The 17,093-nt window shown below is 45.0% G+C and carries 13 protein-coding genes and 1 pseudogene; 12 read left to right on the top strand and 2 right to left on the bottom strand.

All coding sequences use genetic code 11. The features are described from left to right. Positions 1–3: 3 nt before the first annotated feature. The 6 genes and pseudogenes from KH703_RS06845 (at position 4) to KH703_RS06820 (ending at position 5,589) form a co-directional block, all read left to right on the top strand. Positions 4–879, top strand: a complete 876-nt coding sequence (locus KH703_RS06845; RefSeq protein ID WP_304295174.1) for an NAD(+) kinase — start codon at positions 4–6, stop codon at positions 877–879. Then, the gene (locus KH703_RS06840) at positions 873–2,396 is read left to right on the top strand and encodes an AAA family ATPase (protein ID WP_304295173.1); all 1,524 of its coding nucleotides are present in this window, start codon (positions 873–875) and stop codon (positions 2,394–2,396) included. The genes KH703_RS06845 and KH703_RS06840 overlap by 7 nt, the downstream gene beginning before the upstream one ends. 125 nt (positions 2,397–2,521) lie before the next feature. Continuing rightward, positions 2,522–3,319 (top strand): TatD family hydrolase, encoded by a 798-nt coding sequence (locus tag KH703_RS06835; protein WP_304295172.1) that lies wholly within the window; start codon positions 2,522–2,524, stop codon positions 3,317–3,319. Beyond that, on the top strand, positions 3,316–4,314 hold the full coding sequence (locus KH703_RS06830; protein ID WP_297882548.1) for a lytic transglycosylase domain-containing protein: 999 nt from the start codon (positions 3,316–3,318) through the stop codon (positions 4,312–4,314). Before KH703_RS06835 ends, KH703_RS06830 begins: the two co-directional genes overlap by 4 nt. 13 nt (positions 4,315–4,327) lie before the next feature. Continuing rightward, positions 4,328–5,083, top strand: coding sequence for a septal ring lytic transglycosylase RlpA family protein (locus KH703_RS06825; RefSeq protein ID WP_304295171.1), 756 nt, complete (start codon positions 4,328–4,330; stop codon positions 5,081–5,083). A 236-nt stretch (positions 5,084–5,319) separates the two neighbouring features. After that, positions 5,320–5,589, top strand: a pseudogene (locus tag KH703_RS06820) (hypothetical protein). 43 nt (positions 5,590–5,632) lie between these two features. Here the strand turns inward: KH703_RS06820 and KH703_RS06815 are convergent. Together KH703_RS06815 and KH703_RS06810 are read right to left on the bottom strand one after the other, a co-directional pair. Continuing rightward, entirely contained in the window at positions 5,633–6,115 is a 483-nt protein-coding gene (locus KH703_RS06815) for a hypothetical protein (protein WP_304295170.1), read from the bottom strand. A 189-nt stretch (positions 6,116–6,304) separates the two neighbouring features. Then, a complete protein-coding gene (locus KH703_RS06810) occupies positions 6,305–7,138 on the bottom strand; it encodes a YihY family inner membrane protein (protein ID WP_298053233.1) in 834 nt (277 codons plus the stop codon). A 227-nt stretch (positions 7,139–7,365) separates the two neighbouring features. On the opposite strand from KH703_RS06810, the gene KH703_RS06805 reads away from it, so the two are divergent. From KH703_RS06805 to KH703_RS06780, 6 genes are all read left to right on the top strand, one after another. Continuing rightward, the gene (locus tag KH703_RS06805; RefSeq protein WP_304295203.1) at positions 7,366–9,618 is read left to right on the top strand and encodes a TonB-dependent siderophore receptor; all 2,253 of its coding nucleotides are present in this window, start codon (positions 7,366–7,368) and stop codon (positions 9,616–9,618) included. A gap of 291 nt (positions 9,619–9,909) precedes the next feature. After that, positions 9,910–11,328 carry a TrkA C-terminal domain-containing protein gene (locus KH703_RS06800; protein WP_304295169.1) on the top strand — a complete coding sequence of 473 codons (1,419 nt, stop codon included), beginning with the start codon at positions 9,910–9,912 and terminating at the stop codon, positions 11,326–11,328. A gap of 42 nt (positions 11,329–11,370) precedes the next feature. After that, on the top strand, positions 11,371–12,402 hold the full coding sequence (aroB, locus tag KH703_RS06795; protein WP_304295168.1) for a 3-dehydroquinate synthase: 1,032 nt from the start codon (positions 11,371–11,373) through the stop codon (positions 12,400–12,402). Then, complete coding sequence (locus KH703_RS06790) at positions 12,399–14,108, top strand: mechanosensitive ion channel family protein (protein WP_304295167.1); 1,710 nt, start codon at positions 12,399–12,401, stop codon at positions 14,106–14,108. Before aroB ends, KH703_RS06790 begins: the two co-directional genes overlap by 4 nt. Further along, a complete protein-coding gene (mtaB, locus tag KH703_RS06785; protein WP_304295166.1) occupies positions 14,105–15,337 on the top strand; it encodes a tRNA (N(6)-L-threonylcarbamoyladenosine(37)-C(2))-methylthiotransferase MtaB in 1,233 nt (410 codons plus the stop codon). The genes KH703_RS06790 and mtaB overlap by 4 nt, the downstream gene beginning before the upstream one ends. Beyond that, on the top strand, positions 15,306–17,093 hold the full coding sequence (locus KH703_RS06780) for an AAA family ATPase (protein WP_304295165.1): 1,788 nt from the start codon (positions 15,306–15,308) through the stop codon (positions 17,091–17,093). Before mtaB ends, KH703_RS06780 begins: the two co-directional genes overlap by 32 nt.

Here is a 17,093-nt window from a genome sequence, read left to right as displayed (position 1 = left end):
ACTATGGAAAACAAAATTCATAAAAACCTTAAATTCGCGGGGCTAATAGCCAAAAAATCAGAAGAGATTCGCCCCGTCGTGGAGCAAATTTGCGAAATTTTAAAAGCGCAAGGTATTGAGCTTTTGCTTGAAGAGGACGGAGCGGAATTTTTCGGCCTTAAGCCGCATACGCTTGCAGAAATTTTAAAAAAGACCAATTTTTTAATCAGCCTCGGCGGCGACGGCACGCTTATCGGGCTTGCGAGGCTGCTAAGCGACAAAAACGCTTTTATTTTGGGTATCAACGCGGGCACTCTCGGGTTTTTAACGGACGTGCAGCCGGGCGAATTCGCAAAATTTTTAAAGGAATTTTTGCGCGGCGAATACGAGATCGAGCGCCCGTTTTTGCTCGAAGTGATACTGGAAAACGGCAGCGGTAAAATCGTCCGCAAGACCGCATTTAACGACGTCGTAATCACCCGCAGCCACATCTCTTCGATGGCGAAGATCGACGCGTTTTTAAATAGAAAATATTTCAACACCTATTACGGCGATGGCGTGATCGTAAGCTCCGCCGTAGGCTCGACCGCGTATAATATGAGCGCGAACGGATCTATCGTCTATCCGCTGTGCGACGTGTTTTGTGTCACGCCGATCTGCTCGCACAGCCTAACGCAGCGACCTTTGATCCTGCCAAAAGAGTATCTCGCAAGTTTTAAAAACGCCGGAAGCTCCGAGGTTAGCGTCGTCATCGACGGACAAGACGTTTTTGATATGGCGGAATTTCACAGCGTAAGCGTTAAAATTTCACACGCCAAGGCAAATTTAATAAAACGCAGAAGCTACGATTATTTCGACGTTTTAAAAGCCAAACTCAGATGGGGACACGGCGGATGCTAGAAAGAATTTATATTAAAAATAATCTAGGTTTTTGCGAGAGCGAGCTTAGTTTTGGCCCGGGACTTAGCGTATTTACAGGCATCAGCGGCGCGGGTAAATCGGTATTAATAGGCGCTATTTTAGCGGTGTTCGGGCTTAAAGAATGCGAGGCAGAGCTCATAGAAGCGGACGTAGAGCATAAATTTGATATGGAAAATTTCGGCTTGATAAACGATACGCCAAATACCTTTCGCGTTCTAAAAGAGCGTAGCTTGCGATACTTTATAAATTCTCAATCGATCTCGAAAAAAAATCTAAGCACGATCGCCGGCGAATACGTGAAATTTTTAGGCGCGAAAAACGCCGGCGAAATGAGTAGCGACAGCTTGCTAAAATTACTTGATTTTATCGCCGCGAAAAAAGATACGGCATACGCGCAAAGCTTATTGGAGCTTCAAAGCGCTTTTGTGGAATTTAGCCGCACAAAAAAGCAGCTGGATGAAATTTTAGATCAAGAGCGCAAGATTGAGGAGTTAAAGGAATTCGCTCGCTTCGAGATTGAAAAAATCGAGCGCGTATCGCCTAAGATCGGCGAATATGAGGAGCTTTTGCAGATCAAAAAAAAGCTTAGTAAAAAAGATAAGATCGAGGAACTTTGGGCTAGGGCACAGGGCGTTTTTGAGCTGGAACGCAGCGTCATCGAAGCGCTAAGTCTCAGCGGACTGGATAGTGCGTTTTTTGAGGATGCGATGAACGAGCTACGGCTAAAGCAGGAAAGCTTAAATTTAGAGGAGCTAGAAAACATCGACATAGAGAAAATTTTAGATCGCATCGAAGCTCTTAGCGCGCTAAATAGGCGCTACGGAAGCGTAGAAGAGGCTTTAGCTACGCTTGAAGCGCGCAAGAAAGAGCTTGAGCATTACGAGCAGTTAAGCTTTGAAAAAACCAAGCTACAAGCGGAATTTAAACGTCTTAGCGAAAGCACCGCTATCCTTGCCAAAAAAATTAGCGAGGCTCGCAAGGGCGCTAAAAAACGGCTCGAGGATCTGATAAATTCCTATCTAAAGCAGCTCTATATGGACGGCGTGGAGCTTAGTTTTAAGCTTAAGGTGCTTAGTGAGTGCGGCATAGACGAAATTTGCGTTAGCTTGTGTAAGACGGAATTTAAGAATTTAAGTTCAGGCGAAACGAACCGCTTACGCCTTGCTTTTATTGCTGCGAGCTTGGAGCTTACAAATAATGGCGAGGGGATTTTAATCTTAGACGAGATTGATTCAAATTTAAGCGGAAAAGAGGCGATGAGTATCGCAAATGTGCTGGTAAAAATTTCAAAATTTTATCAAATTTTTGCGATCTCGCACCAGCCGCAGCTTAGTTCCAAGGCTGCGTCACACTTTTTAGTAAGTAAAACGAACGGCAAATCTAGCGTGAGGTTATTAAGCGAAAATGAGAAAATAACAGAGCTAGCTCGTATGATAAGCGGCGAGACGATTACTGCAGAAGCCCTGGAATTCGCTAAAAAACTAAGGCAAAGCTGAAGGAATTTTAAGCTTAAGTTTAAATCTGAAATTTTTTGTTACAATACCGCGTTTAATTTAAATTTAAGTGTGATTTTGCAAAACGACGTAAAATCCGCTTCGAAAAATTTTATCAAGTGAGTTTTATGATTATAGATACACATTGCCATTTAGACGATGCTAGTTTCGATGCTGATTTGGACGCGGTGATTGAGCGCGCCACGATTGCAGGCGTGCGCAGCATCATCATTCCCGGTGCCGATGTAGCAGACCTAGATAAGGCATGTAAAATTTCGCATGCATGGGATAATGTGTATTTTGCCGTAGGGGTACATCCATACGAGATAGATTCTTTCGATATGGAGGTGCTGAAGCGGTATGCTGACGATCCCAAATGCGTGGGCGTTGGCGAATGCGGTCTTGATTATTTCAGACTTAAGCAGCAAGAGAACAAGGAAACCAAAGCCTTAGAAATCTCCCGCCAAAAAGACGCCTTCATCTCACAAATCGATCTAGCAACACAACTTCAAAAACCACTTATAGTCCATATCCGAGAAGCAAACGAAGATAGCTTTGGAATTCTAAAAGATCGTGCCGGCGATTTATGCGGCGGTGTTTTGCACTGCTTCAATGCCAGCAAGCTTTTGCTAGGTCTTAGCGAATACGGATTTTACTTCGGTATCGGCGGAGTTTTGACATTCAAAAATGCAAAAAACTTAGCTGAGATCTTACCGCAAATTCCGCAAGAGCGCCTCTTAATCGAGACGGATGCACCATATCTAACTCCGCATCCGCATCGTGGCGAGCGCAACGAGCCTGCATTTACGAGACTCGTGGTAGAAAAAGTCGCGGAAATTTTAAGCCTAAGCGTAGAAGAGGTCGAAGCAATAACGACTCAAAACGCCTGTAGGCTTTTTGGCGATAAAATCAAAGGAGAGATATGAAAGCCATAAAATTTATACTACTAGCCCTACTTTTAGTGGGCGAAGCGTTTGCGAGCCAGCCCGGTCTGATGCGCGCAAATCACGACTATATTTTAAATCAATTCGGCATCGAAAATAACGAATCGAGCAAAAATGTAGTCGCGGGCATATTCCGTGCGATCAATGCAAGCGATCGCAAGCAGTTTAAGCATATCGTGACTTCACAGTCGCACAATGCCTACTTAGTCAAATCCGAGGTCGATAACATTGAAGCTCCGGAATTCTTATTGTATTTGGCAATGGTAGAATCTCATCTTAAAAATACGGTCACATCAGGCGCTAGCGCAGGTGGTATGTGGCAGCTGATGCCGGCGACCGCAAAAAATTTCGGTCTTAGAGTAGATAGTGCTGTAGATGAGCGTCGCGATCCCGCAGCCTCTACGGATGCTGCGTTTTCGTATATTTTGCATCTGAAGCAAAATTTTGGCAAGTGGTATTTAGCGCTAATGGCGTATAATTGTGGCGATCAAAAGCTTAAAAATGCGATTGCAGCTACTGGCAGCGATGATCTGGATCGCTTGCTAAAAAGCCCCGCACTTCCTAATGAGACTAAGAATTTTATCAAGCGCATTATCAAATACGCTTACATCGCTCAAAATGAAAATATGCGTAAAATTCTGCTTTTTGAAAGCGAGCCGTGGGGGCTAAAGCGTATCGCAGTAGCTCCGGGCACAAAGCTAAGCGCAGTTGCAAAACAGATCGGAATTTCGCCGTCGCAGATGCAGGATTATAACGCACATATTAAAAACGGAATTTCGCCGCTTAACGGCAAGTACTTCTTTTATATCCCACAAAGCAAATATGCAGAATTTGTCGTAAATCAAGGCGCGTTTCAAGCGTATGAACCACGTCTGAAACAGCGCAAGCCAGGACGTGTGCTAGCAGGTTTGGCGAACGAGCTTAGCCTTAAAGACAAAAACGAAATAGCGCTAAATAATATAAAATTCAACAAATAAGATCGGATCGTAGGTGTCGTACCAGAAAATCGCTCTTTTTAGTGCGCTTTTTGCGCTGATTTTTGCCGGTTGCTCGTTCCGCACCGCACCGTCGTCTAGATCGTCTGCGGGCGGTGCGGGCAAGATTGGCAAAAACTCTCCCGCCACCATGCGCCCTTATAAAATCAACGGCAAAACCTACTATCCAGAGCAGGTAAGCGTCGGTGACACTCAAATCGGTATCGCCAGCTGGTATGGGCCGAATTTTCACGGCAAATACACTTCTAACGGCGAAATTTACGATATGAATGGCATGACCGCCGCACACAAAACCTATCCAATGAATACTATGGTAAAGGTCACGAATCGCGACACCGGCGCTACCGCAACCGTGCGCATCAATGACCGCGGTCCATTCGTGGATGGTCGCATCATTGATCTTAGCAAAACAGCTGCCAATCTAGTGGGCGTATTTGCCAAAGGTACGGCGCCTGTAAAGCTCGAAGTAGTGGGCTTTTATGGGCATACTATCGCCAAAGGCTCGCCGAAGGCAACCATCGTCGGCGGAAATTTTATGGTACAAATCGGTGCGTTTAGAAACAGAAGCGGCGCACAAATTTATCAGCGCGATTACCACGGCACGGCGGGATATCCTGCGATCATCAAAGAATTTAGCATAGATGGCGCGCCGATTTATCGCGTCTTTTTAAGTGGATTTAAGAGTGAGGATGAGGCGAGAGATTTCGCGCATAATGGCAAGTTTACTGGAGCTTTCATCGTAAGGGAGTAGCAGTTTTATTTGACGGCTTTTAACTTTGCTTTTTTGCTTGATAAGGGCTTTGTTAAATTTATTGTGAGCTACTTGCGGTAAAATTTCTCGTCATCTAATAGTCGTTGCTTTAGTTGCGGCAAAGTGCGAATTGCTTACAAGCTGTCTGTGACAGAAAAGCATGCTTGCTTGTTTGTGCTTCGCTTTTAATAGGGCGCCGCAGCTGATAAAATTTTTATATTGCCAGGGGATAAAGTATGCAAAAATATCCGGAAGTTTATAGTTTAGAAAAGAGTTTGGCTATACTTGAAAAATATAAAGACGAGCTGAGCGTAGAACAATACGAGTAAAACAGATCTATCATCTGCAACCACGTGATAGAGGGTATGTTTGCAAACGAGCAAGATATAATCGATCTTATCAAGGTTGATAAGGGAGAAAAAACATCCGATGAGATAATAAACGAATATAAAAGAGAGTGGGGGGTGTTTTATAGCGCAGTAGAAAATATTAAATTTGGATGGTGAAATATCAGAGGTATTTTGACGCAGCTCATCGGTCCTTTGAATTTTAATCGTGCAGAAAAGTTACGACTTCGTGTTCTTTTGAAACATATTCCCTATTTTCAATACCGCCGCTACCATACTCAGACAAGGCTTCATTTAAAATTTTATAAAGCTCGTCTATCGAAATATCTCCAATGTCAGAATTTATGCTTTGGAATTTATATTTGACCTTAAATGGATTTTCCGTGAAATATTTACTCGTAGTCTCATCATAAATTCGCCTTATATCAAGCTCGATTTCTCTACCTTTATAATAAAGCAGCCAAATATCCTCGCCCGTATAGCCATCTCGTGGATCCGGTAATTGAGGGCTACCGATAAAGATAAGATAGGTATGTTTTTGTTTATCTACTACCCAATTTAACCATCTAATATCTTGATTGCTCAATAAGGGTTTTTTAAATTTTGTCCTAATTTTATTAACAGTGTCTATAACATTATATTTCTTCAAATCCTCTTTCAAAATATATTCCGCTATAAACGCCATCTAGCCCTCCTTGAGAAATTCTATAATTTAAAGTAGATCGATCGCTCGTATATAGACCGAACAAAGACGAGATTTCAAATTTAATCCTTTCGCTGACGATAACTTATCGTTTAAACAGCCAATTTATATACGATTATCGTTAATTCTTAATATAATCTTTCGTAAAATTCGTTATGAAATTTAAAAATTTCAAGCACTTTGGCGCTCGCCACCTCTTTTAAATTTAGCGTCCAAAAATACGCAGAATTTCACGCCGTATAGGTAGAAAATCCAGCTTATGTAGATCCACAGAAAGAAAAATAGCGCGACCGAAAACGAGCCGTAGATACTAAGATAGGTTTTGTTATAAAAGACGTATTGCGCAAAAACCAGTCTTGAAAGCCACCATAAAATCGATGCCACGAGCGATGAGGCAAGTACCGCTTTTGCACGGATCTCGCGGTTGATCGCCGTAGCGTAAGTGATCGCAAAAATCCCCCAAACGATTAAGTAGGGTAGAATTTTAAGCAAATTTATCCAGCTCGTAAGCTCGGTTTTATTTAGTAGCTCCTGAAGCTCGCCGCTGATATAAAATGACGCTCCAAGCCCCACAGGAGCGAGCGTCATCAGAGTCCAGTAGGTGCTTAGGCTCTTAAAAAAGCTTCGCTCGGGCGAATGCGAAATTCGCGCGATAATCGCTTCAAAGTCCCCGAAAAACAGCACCGACGTAACTAACACCGCGCAAAAGCCCGTTACGCCAAGGCTTAGCCCGTTTGCCATAAATTCTTCGATGTAGTGCGCCATGCTCGCTTGATTTGCAGGCAGGAAGTTTGAAAAAATAAAGCCCATAATCTTATCGTAGTAGCCTTTAAAGCTTGGCAGCTGCATAAAGACGCTAAGCGAAACCATCAGCACCGGCAGTAGCGCCAAAATCGTGTGAAAGCTAAGGCTTGATGCATGGTGCATGAGCTCGGTATCGTAGAGGCGGAAGAAATTTTTGAGTCGGTTTTGCGCTTGCTTAAGCGCCAGTATTAGTTTTTTCATACGGGCGATTTTACATTAAAAATTTAGAATTTCATATAAATTTGCGCAATTTTTCTTTTGTATCTCAGTATATCGTCTATGAAATTTTAAACTGCAAAAATGCGACTACAAATATATAAATTTATATCTCGAATTTAGTCTAAATTTAGGAAAATTTTTCTAATATGCTAAAAAATAATATTAAATATATCCATAACGAAGGGAAAATAATGGAACGAAGGAAAACGATGAAATTTAAAATTTCATTAGCGGCATGTATGTGCTTACTATGCAGCAGTTTGGCTGCAGTGCAAAGCGGCAGTAATTCTGCGTCTGAAAAATCGCAGAATATGGGTGTAATCGAGGTAAATTCCGTCGGCGATAATATCAGCGAGAGCGGCATCGACGAGGGCTTTTTGAGCAAAAACGTGCAGCATAGTATGCTTGCGGGTAAGCGCGCTTTGGATCTTCCGTATCAGATCAACACGATCAGCAAGGAGATTATGAATCACCAAGGCGTCACCGGCTATGAGGAGGCGGTCAAATACTTCCCGTCCGCGCAGATTCAGATGCGCGGCGGCGCTACGGTAGGACGCCCGCAGACGCGCGGCTTTGAGGGCAGCGTCGTAGGCAACAGCTTCTGGGACGGCTTTTATACGATTTCGACGACGGCGATTCCGATGGCGATGTTTGAGAGTTTTCAAGTACAAAACGGCGTCGCGGGCTCGCTCTATGGCGCGCAAAATCCGGTGGGCATTTTCAGCTACACGCGCAAGCGTCCGGTAAAAGATCAGTACATAATTTGGGGCGATTATATGTCGCGCAGCAATCTAGGTCTTGGTCTTGATCTATCGAATAAATTTGAAAAATTCGGCTACCGCACGGTATTTTACGGATCAAACGGCGACAGACAACCGAAGGGCTCAAATTTGCAGCGCCGCCTAGCTAGCGTCACGATGGAATTTTATCCGACGGGCGATCTTACTTTTGAAACCGCGGCGAGCTATTACGAGCACAATACCAAGGGCTTTGCAGGGCAGTTTGCTCTCGGCGTGCGAGACGGTAAGATCGTAGACGGCATGGAGCTTCCAAAGGCTGTGGATTCCTCAAGGCGCGGTCTTGGACAGAGCTTTGGAGGCATGCATCTAAAAACCACGACCGCAAGCGCGAAATTTAAATTTACGCCTACCGATAAATGGTATTTAGAGGGCGGCTTTCAGTTTCAGCGTGCCGATCGCGACACTCACGGCATCGTAAACTACATCTTGCCTAGCACGCATCCGCAATATACGAAGCCGGGCGATTATCAAACCAGACACAGCGGCGGTGCTACGGCGGCATATAGATTCGACCTGCCAAGCGGCTATCTCAAGGCCAATACTCAGTTTAACACGGGAGATATCGAACATGATTTCAGCGTGCAGACCAACGGATACCATTGGACGCAGGATAGATATAAAAACGCGAGCACCAACTATACCTCGCCTACCATAGGCAATATCTACGATCCTAAAATTCTAAATTATACCGGTGCTAGACGCGGAAGTGGGCTGTATCACTACGCGATCTTGGATATGTATAACGTCTCGGTGCTAGATGATATCACGATAAACGATAAATTTGACGTGATGCTAAGCGCATCTAAGGCGTGGATGAGGCAGGAATCCTACAATAATCGTCAGCAAAGACTTGTCAAAGCCTATAGCGATTCGGGCTATAGCTGGGCGGGCAGTTTGATATTTCATCCGGTAGAGGATGCCAGTATCTACTACACCTACGCAGATAGCTTGCAGCAGGGCTCTACATTTACTTATCCGGCCGGCAATCCGCGCGCAGGCGAGGTTGTTACCACATCTTCGTATCGCTCCAAGCAGCACGAGATCGGCGCTAAAATCCGCGTAGCTGATATGATCGATTTTAGCGTGGCGTATTTCGATATCCGCAGACCTATCGCGTATCTAAATAGCTCTACGGGGATCTACGGCATAAACGGCGAGCAGCGCAACCGCGGATTTGAGTTTATGAGCGGTGGGCGAATCACCGAAAATTTAAGCGTGTTAGGAGGCTTTACCTACATCGATCCTAAGATGCATAACGTAAGCATCGCGGGCGCTAATCGCAAGGTCGCAAACGGCATCCCGAAAATCAATGCAAATTTAATGCTTGATTACGTGATCCCCGGCACCGATAAGCTTGCGATCAGTACGAATTTTCACTACACCGGCAAGATGTATCTGGATGATCTAAACACCCAGCACACGCCTAGCTTTTTCGTTACCGATCTTGGTATCAGATATACGAGCGAGCGTCTTTTGGGCGATAAGACCACGCTGCGCTTCAACGTAAATAACGTATTTAACAAAAAATACTGGGCGGGAATGTATCCTGCGAGCGCCGACGGTGCGGGCGGACTTAACGTAACTAGCGTGCTAGGCTCGGCAAACGGCGTGACGCTGGGCGAGAGCAGAAGCTTCATGCTCTCTGCGGAGGTAAAATTTTAAAATCTAGCGGGTTTAAAATTTTTGCTTAAGCGACGCGAATGATTATGGCGCCGCTTTTAAATTTATGAAATTTTATCGCTCTAAGCGGCGAGATTAAATTTAACGAGGCTTGTTTTAATTCATTTTAAAATTTAAGCCTTGGATTTGGAATTTTAAACCTTGATTTTGAAATTTAAATCTTTAAATTTTTAAGTCGCCGTGCCTCGGCTCGCCCGCAAAATTTATCCGCGCGCGGTTTAAAATTTAGCCGTTTTTGGTTATAATCTTTGCAAAACCACGAAACGGAGAGCAATGAAACAAGTTTTAATCATCGCAAGCGGAAAGTTTGCGCGCCATTTTTTATCCAAAGTTTGTAAAATCAAAGATGTCATCAGATCATATCGCGTCATAGCTAAAAATACGGATGCTGTGCCCGCAGAGCTTGAAAACGAGTCAAATTTTTCGGTCGAAATTTTTGATCCTACTAGCATTGAGCGGTTGCGCGTGGTGCTAGCAGGAGAGGAATTTGACCGCTGCATAGTGATAATGGAGGATGAATTTGACACTAAAGTAACGCTTGAAAATTTAAAGACGCTCGCTCCGGATTTAGAGCTTTACGTGGCCGATTTTTGGGGACTTTTGCGCGAAAATAAAAATGAAGCTCACGTAAAAATCGTAAATACCCTCGCGCTAAATTCCTCGCGCTTCATCGGTTTTTTGCCTGATAGCCCCGTTTTTGCTGATAATATCGGGCTTGGACGCGGAGAGATAATGGAGGTAAAAGTGCCCGTAGGAAGCTCGTTTGCGTATAAAAAAATCAGCACGCTTTCTAATGCTAAATATCAAATTCCCATGATCTACCGCCACAATAATTACATCGTAACGACGCCCAGCTCGCGGATATATCCGAATGATACGATCTTGGTCGTGGGTGAGCCTAGTGCGCTGCGAGCGGTGTTTGCTGAAGTAAAAAAGCAAAGCGGGCAATTTCCATCGCCGTTTGGGCTAAATATTTTCGCGCTAATCGATATGAAAAAAATGAGCGGTGACGAGATAGCTAGGACGGTTAGGGCGCTTGAGTTTTTGGATTTGCATATTAGAAATCATAAAATTTATCTGCGAATTTTAAATCCTTTGCTAAACGACGCTTTTAGCGAGCTTAAAGCTCTGTGTGAGCGGGATAAATTTGAAATTCTCATCGATTACTCGGGCGAGCTAAATTTAAAGCGCGACGTGAGCGAAAATAAAGCGGGCTTGGTAGTTTGCTCAAGCGGAGTTTTTGAGGCGAAAAAAGCAGCACTTAAAGCGCTTGAAATTCCGGTGTTAAGCCTAGGTGAGGGCGAGCTAAAAGATGTGCGTAAAAGCGTCGTGCTAAGTGCCGGCGAGCGGCTTCGTGAGGAATCAAGTATCGTCTTTGACATAAGCTCGCAGCTAGGGCTAGATGTGTATTTGTATCTTTTCGGCGAGAGCGAAAAAGGCGAGTTTGCGCAAAGCTACGTGAGCTTATCGAAGCTTTTTAAGCAAAGTTTATTCGTGATTCCTTGCGAGCGGCAAAATCCGATTTTAGCGCTAGGCAGCGAGCGAGATCTGTTGCAGTTCGTGCCATTTAATGATAGAATTTTGGCGCGCAAGCTCACATCGATTTTCAATCAGGATTTAGACCGGATGTATTTTAAACTCGGCAAAAATCATCAAATTTTCGTTCCGAGCGATTACGGGTATGAAAAGTAATCGAAATTTATGTTACAATACCCAAAAATCAAAGGCTAGCGTATGAAAATCGATCTTAATTTAGGCAAAAAATATAGCGTTTTTATCGACGAATTGCATAGTTTAAAAATTAGCGGTAAGGTCGCTATCGTGACAAATCCTAAAGTAGCGGGGCTGTGGCTTGATTTCTTACTACAGCGGCTAGATTGCGAGCAAAAATTTATCATCACGATCCCGGACGGCGAAGAGTATAAAAATACCGCGAGCGTGGAGCAAATCTTAGAGCAGCTTTTTGGCTCCAAGCTTGATCGCAAAAGCATGCTCATCGCTCTTGGCGGTGGTGTCATTAGCGATATAACGGGCTTTTGCGCGAGCATTTATGAGCGTGGCATCGATTTTATCAATATTCCGACGACCTTGCTAGCGCAAGTAGATGCGAGCGTTGGTGGTAAGACGGGCGTAAATAATCGCTTCGGCAAAAATTTAATCGGCTCGTTTTATCAGCCGCGCGCGGTTTATTGCGAGAGCAAATTTTTATCGACGCTTCCTGCGCGAGAGTTTGCGGCGGGCGTTGCAGAGGCAGTAAAGATGGCTGTATGCTTTGATGTCGAACTATTTAAATTTTTCGAGACGCACGATCTAAAAAGCGCCGATGAAATTTCGCACGTAATCGCTCGCTGCGTAGAGATTAAAGCAAGCGTTGTAGAGCGAGACGAGCGCGAAAGCGGCGTGCGTGCGGTGTTAAACTACGGGCACACCTTCGCTCACGCTATCGAAAAAATTACTGATTATAAAAAATTTTTGCACGGCGAGGCTGTGGCGATCGGCATGGTGATGGCAAATGCGCTAGCGCGGCGCCTCGGCAAGCTAAGCAGCGAACAGGAGGAGCAGATCCGCAAAGTGCTTCAAAAATTTGCGCTTCCGATAAAATTCCACGTAGAGGATGCGGCGGAATTTTACGAGCTGTTTTTTCTCGATAAAAAAAGCGAAAACGGCAAGATAAAATTTATCCTGCCCGATTGTATTGGTAAATTCTACGCTTCCAAAGAGATTGCAAAAGATGAAGTAATTGCAGCGCTGAAAGAGTTTGAATGAGAGCGCTTGCAGCTATTTTTTTGATTTTTAATCTTGCATTTTGCGAGGCAAATTCTACACTCTCCACCGCGCGCGCGCGCTTAGAATCTAACGCTAGCTCCGCCGCTAGTGAGAAGAAAGATGAAAATTCCAAGCTAACCGCGTCGCTAAAAGATCAGATCCGTGTTATTGACGATGAGATTAAAAATAATATCTGGGTCTCGCGCTTTTCAAATTTCATCGGCTATCAAAATTTACAAAAGCAATCCAGCCAGCTCGAAGCGGAGCTAAAAAAGAGCGCCGGCACCGATAAGATCGCAGAGATTCAAAAAAGACTTCGCGCCGTAAAAGAGCAGCTCATACTGCTAAAAGAGTATGAAAAATCTCCGTTTTTAGATATCATTGCTATGCCTGAAACTCCAGAGCCTGCGCGCATTACAAATCCTTTTTCGATAATTTCCGGTTTTTCTACGATTAGAAATTTGCAAGCTCAAAAGATGGAGCAGAAAAACGCCATCGAAAATATTAAAGCTTTAATCGATAAACTTGAAGCAAAAAGGGCGTTATATGAGCGTTTGATGCAGATTGATACGGACGCAAGCGCTGCGGCGGAGCTTAAAAGCTTAGATTACGAGCTTAGCGAGTTTAGCTCCGCATACGAGATCGCGCAGACCACGTACGACGTTTACGAAAAAAAGATTAACTCCCAAATCGCCGTGCAGACCGCCGATATAAAAGCGCAGATTAAGCGCGCGGGAAACATCGCCGTATGGATACTCGTAGTCATCGCGCTGTCGTTTTTCTGCAAGGTAGTGGCGAAAAAATATATCAAAAACGACGAGAATTTTTATATCGTAAATAAAGCTATCAATGTTTTAAATTTCACGCTGATCGCGCTGATACTGCTCTTTTCTTACATCGAGAATATGACACACTTCGTAACAGTTTTGGGCTTTGCCTCGGCAGGTCTTGCGATTGCAATGAAAGATATGTTTATGAGCTCCTTAGGCTGGCTTACGATCGTGCTTGGCGGCAGCTTTCGCGTGGGCGATCGCATCAGAGTACATAAAAACGGCGAGACCTACGTAGGCGATATCATCGATATTTCGGTGCTTAGGATGACGATTTTTGAGGACGTTACTATGACTACGTGGAGAGAAAATAAACGCGCGGGCAGGGTAATTTTCATACCGAACAATTATATTTTTACCGATCTTATCTCAAACTACACCCACAGCGGACTTAAGACCGTCTGGGACGGCATCAGCATACTTTTAACATTTGATAGCAACCATAAAAAGGCGATGTATCTCATAAAAAACATCGTGCGGAAGTATTCCAAAGGCTACACCGACATCGCCAAAAAGCAGATGGGCAAGCTTCGTTCGCAATACAGTATCAAAAATCCAAATGTCGAGCCTAGAATTTTTAGCTTTTTTGAGCCATACGGCATTGAAATTTCGGTTTGGTATATGACGAACTCTTACGCGACGCTCGGGCTTCGCAGCAACATCTCGGCTGAAATTTTAGACGCCCTAAGAAGCGAGCCCGACATCAAGATTGCCTATCCTGCTTACACGCTTTTTAACGGCAAAAATTATGCGGCGGCGGGCGGAAATTTTGCGGCGCAAGATCTCGGCTCCGAGCAGCAAGGCTCGCAAAATTTAAACGCAGCGGCGCAGGGCGCGGGCTTTGCCACAGGAAGCGGATCCGGGAGCGAAATTTGAAAATTTATTTTAAAACGTTTGGATGCCGCACCAATATCTATGACACGCAGCTTATCAAAAGTAACCTCAAATCGGGCGAGATCACGCACGACGAGCAGGGCGCGGACGTAGTCGTGATAAACTCCTGCACCGTTACGAACGGTGCCGACGCAGACGTACGAAACTACGTAAATAAGATGAACCGCCTCGGCAAAAAGGTATTGCTAACCGGCTGCGGCGCGGTCTCGCGCGGCGAGGAGCTGTATAAAAGCGGCGCGGTCTTTGGCGTATTCGGGATGTCGCAAAAGGAAAAGATCGACGAGTTTTTGGGCTCGGAGTCGAAATTTTACGATATCGGCGATCTAAGTAGCGTCGAAAGAAACCTGGTAAGCGACTACGAGGATCACACCAAGGCCTTTATTAAAATTCAGGAAGGGTGCGATTTTAACTGCAGCTATTGCATAATCCCCTCGGTGCGCGGCCGCTCGCGCAGCAGCTCTGAAGACGCGATCTTAAAAGAGGCGGAAAGCCTTGCCGCAAACGGCTTTAGCGAGATTGTGCTAACGGGCACCAATATCGGAAGCTACGGCAAAGCCGCAGGCACGAGCCTGGGCGCGCTGCTTCAAAAACTAGGCGCGATACGCGGAATTCGCCGCATTCGCCTAGGCAGTATCGAGCCCTCGCAGATAGATGAGAGCTTTCGCGAAATTTTATCCGAGCCGTGGCTGGAGCAGCATCTGCACATCGCGCTTCAGCACACTTCGCAAAAGATGCTAAGCATAATGCGCCGCCGAAATTCCGCGCTAAGGGATTTGGAGCTTTTTTGCGAGCTTGCGGAGCGTGGGTTCGCGCTGGGTACGGACTTTATCGTCGCGCATCCGGGCGAGAGTGAAGAGATTTGGCTAGAAGCGGTAGAAAATTTCAAAAAATTTCCGCTCACGCATCTGCACGCCTTTATCTTTTCGCCGCGGCAAGGGACCGCCTCGGCGTCGCTAAAAGGTCGCATAGACGGCAAAACGGCGAAGGCGCGGCTAAAGATGCTACAAAACATAACGGCCCTGAATAATTATAAATTTCGTCTTTCGCACAAGGTGCCGCTAAATGTGCTAATCGAGCGGAAAAACGGAGAGTTTTATGAAGGATATGATCAATTTTACGATAAAATTTGGATCAAAAGCGATGAGGATTTGTCGAAAAAATGGATGGAGATAAGAGATTATGAGGTTAAATTTGATGGAAATTTTGCATAAAATCAAAAGAAGCAAGCTAAATATAATTCTAATTTTTTTGGTGCTGCTTATCGTTTTGCTCTCGATCGTTTATTTTAAAGACGATTCGCGATACATTACCGAGCGCGAATTTAGTGAGCTAGTCCGCGCAGATCAGATCAAACGCGCGCATATCGAGGACGGCAATTTAAATTTTACCTACGACGGCAAACGCTATAAAATTTTAGTCGATCTCGTAGATCTTAAGGAGCTATCAAATCACGCTCTAATCAGCAAAGAAAAGGATGATGGCACGAGCGGTATCAGTGCGATTTTGGTGATTTTTACATTCGCATTTTTTCTCTTCGTATATTATTTTGAAACCGTTTTGGCGCGGCGCCGTAGGCTAGACGGCGTAGGCGCCGCACGTCAAAATACTAGCGCAAGCGGCGAGCTCGGTGATCTCTCGCCAAGCGTTAGCGACGTGAGATTTAGCGACGTCGCGGGCATCAGCGAGGTTAAGGACGAGCTAATCGAGATCGTGGATTTTTTAAAAAATCCCGCAAAATACCGAAATTTCGGCATCAAGCTGCCGAAAGGAATTTTAATGATCGGCGAGCCGGGCGTCGGTAAAACGCTAATTGCAAAAGCCGTGGCGGGAGAGGCAGATGTGCCGTTTTTTTACCAAAGCGGCGCAAGTTTCGCCGAGGTCTTTGTGGGCGTCGGCGCTAGGCGGGTTCGCGAGCTGTTTGCGAAGGCCAAATCCTGCGCGCCTGCGATTATTTTTATCGACGAGATCGATGCAGTCGGCGGCAAGCGCGGTATCGGGCGCAACGACGAGCGGGAAGCGACGCTAAATCAGCTGCTGACCGAGATGGATGGATTTGAGGAAAATAGCGGCGTGATGGTAATCGGCGCGACCAATAAAATAAATTTGATCGACGATGCGTTATTGCGCTCGGGGCGCTTTGATAGGCGCGTTTTCATCGGGCTTCCGAACTACAAAGACCGCATCGAAATTTTAAAAATTTACCTCGAGGGTAAAAGGTGCAGCGCGAATATCAACAAAGTAAGCCGCCTCTGCGTGGGCTTTAGCGGCGCGGGAGTAGCGACGCTGGTAAATGAAGCCGCAATCAACGCTCTTAAGCGCGGCAGCGATACGATCGAGCTTAGCGATTTTGAAAACGTGCGAATGAGAGTCTTTTACGGCGTGCAAAAAAGTAGAATTCTCACCGAATACGAAAAGGAGATCCAGGCGTTTTATCAGGGCGCAAAGGCGCTTAGCGCGTATTGGTATTCGTTTGATTTCGAAAAAATCGAGCTTTTAAACGATAAATTTTTAAACGAGGATTTCGAGATCGAATCCAAAACGCAAATTTTAAATCAAATCAAAGTGCTTTTAAGCGGTATGGCGGCGCTGCAGATTCATAAAAACGACGCTTTTTCAAATTCTGCTAGCGACGTAAAACAGGCTATCGCGCTGGCGCAAAAGATGGTTTTCGAGCTCGCGATGGGTGATAGTTTCACCCCTAGCGCGCAGAGTGTGAATAAAATTTTGCAAGATTGCTACGACGAGGTAAGCGAGATAATCCGCACGATGCAGGATAAGCTAAATCAAATTTCAAAGCAAATTTTCGTTTATGAGTTCATAACTTTCGAGGATGTTCAAAAGATCTGCGAATCTGATAGTGTGGAGCAAGAAGGCGTCTCCGCGCAAGAGCAAGATTTAAAAAAGCCGGAAAAAGATAGTGAAAGCTCTGAAGAAAAGCCGCAAGACGGCACGCTAAATTTCGATTAA

The organism is Campylobacter gracilis (assembly GCF_018374135.1).
Lineage (GTDB): Bacteria > Campylobacterota > Campylobacteria > Campylobacterales > Campylobacteraceae > Campylobacter_B > Campylobacter_B gracilis_A.
Note: the sequence above shows the minus strand (reverse complement) of the source record. Positions and strands in the feature narration are given on the sequence as shown.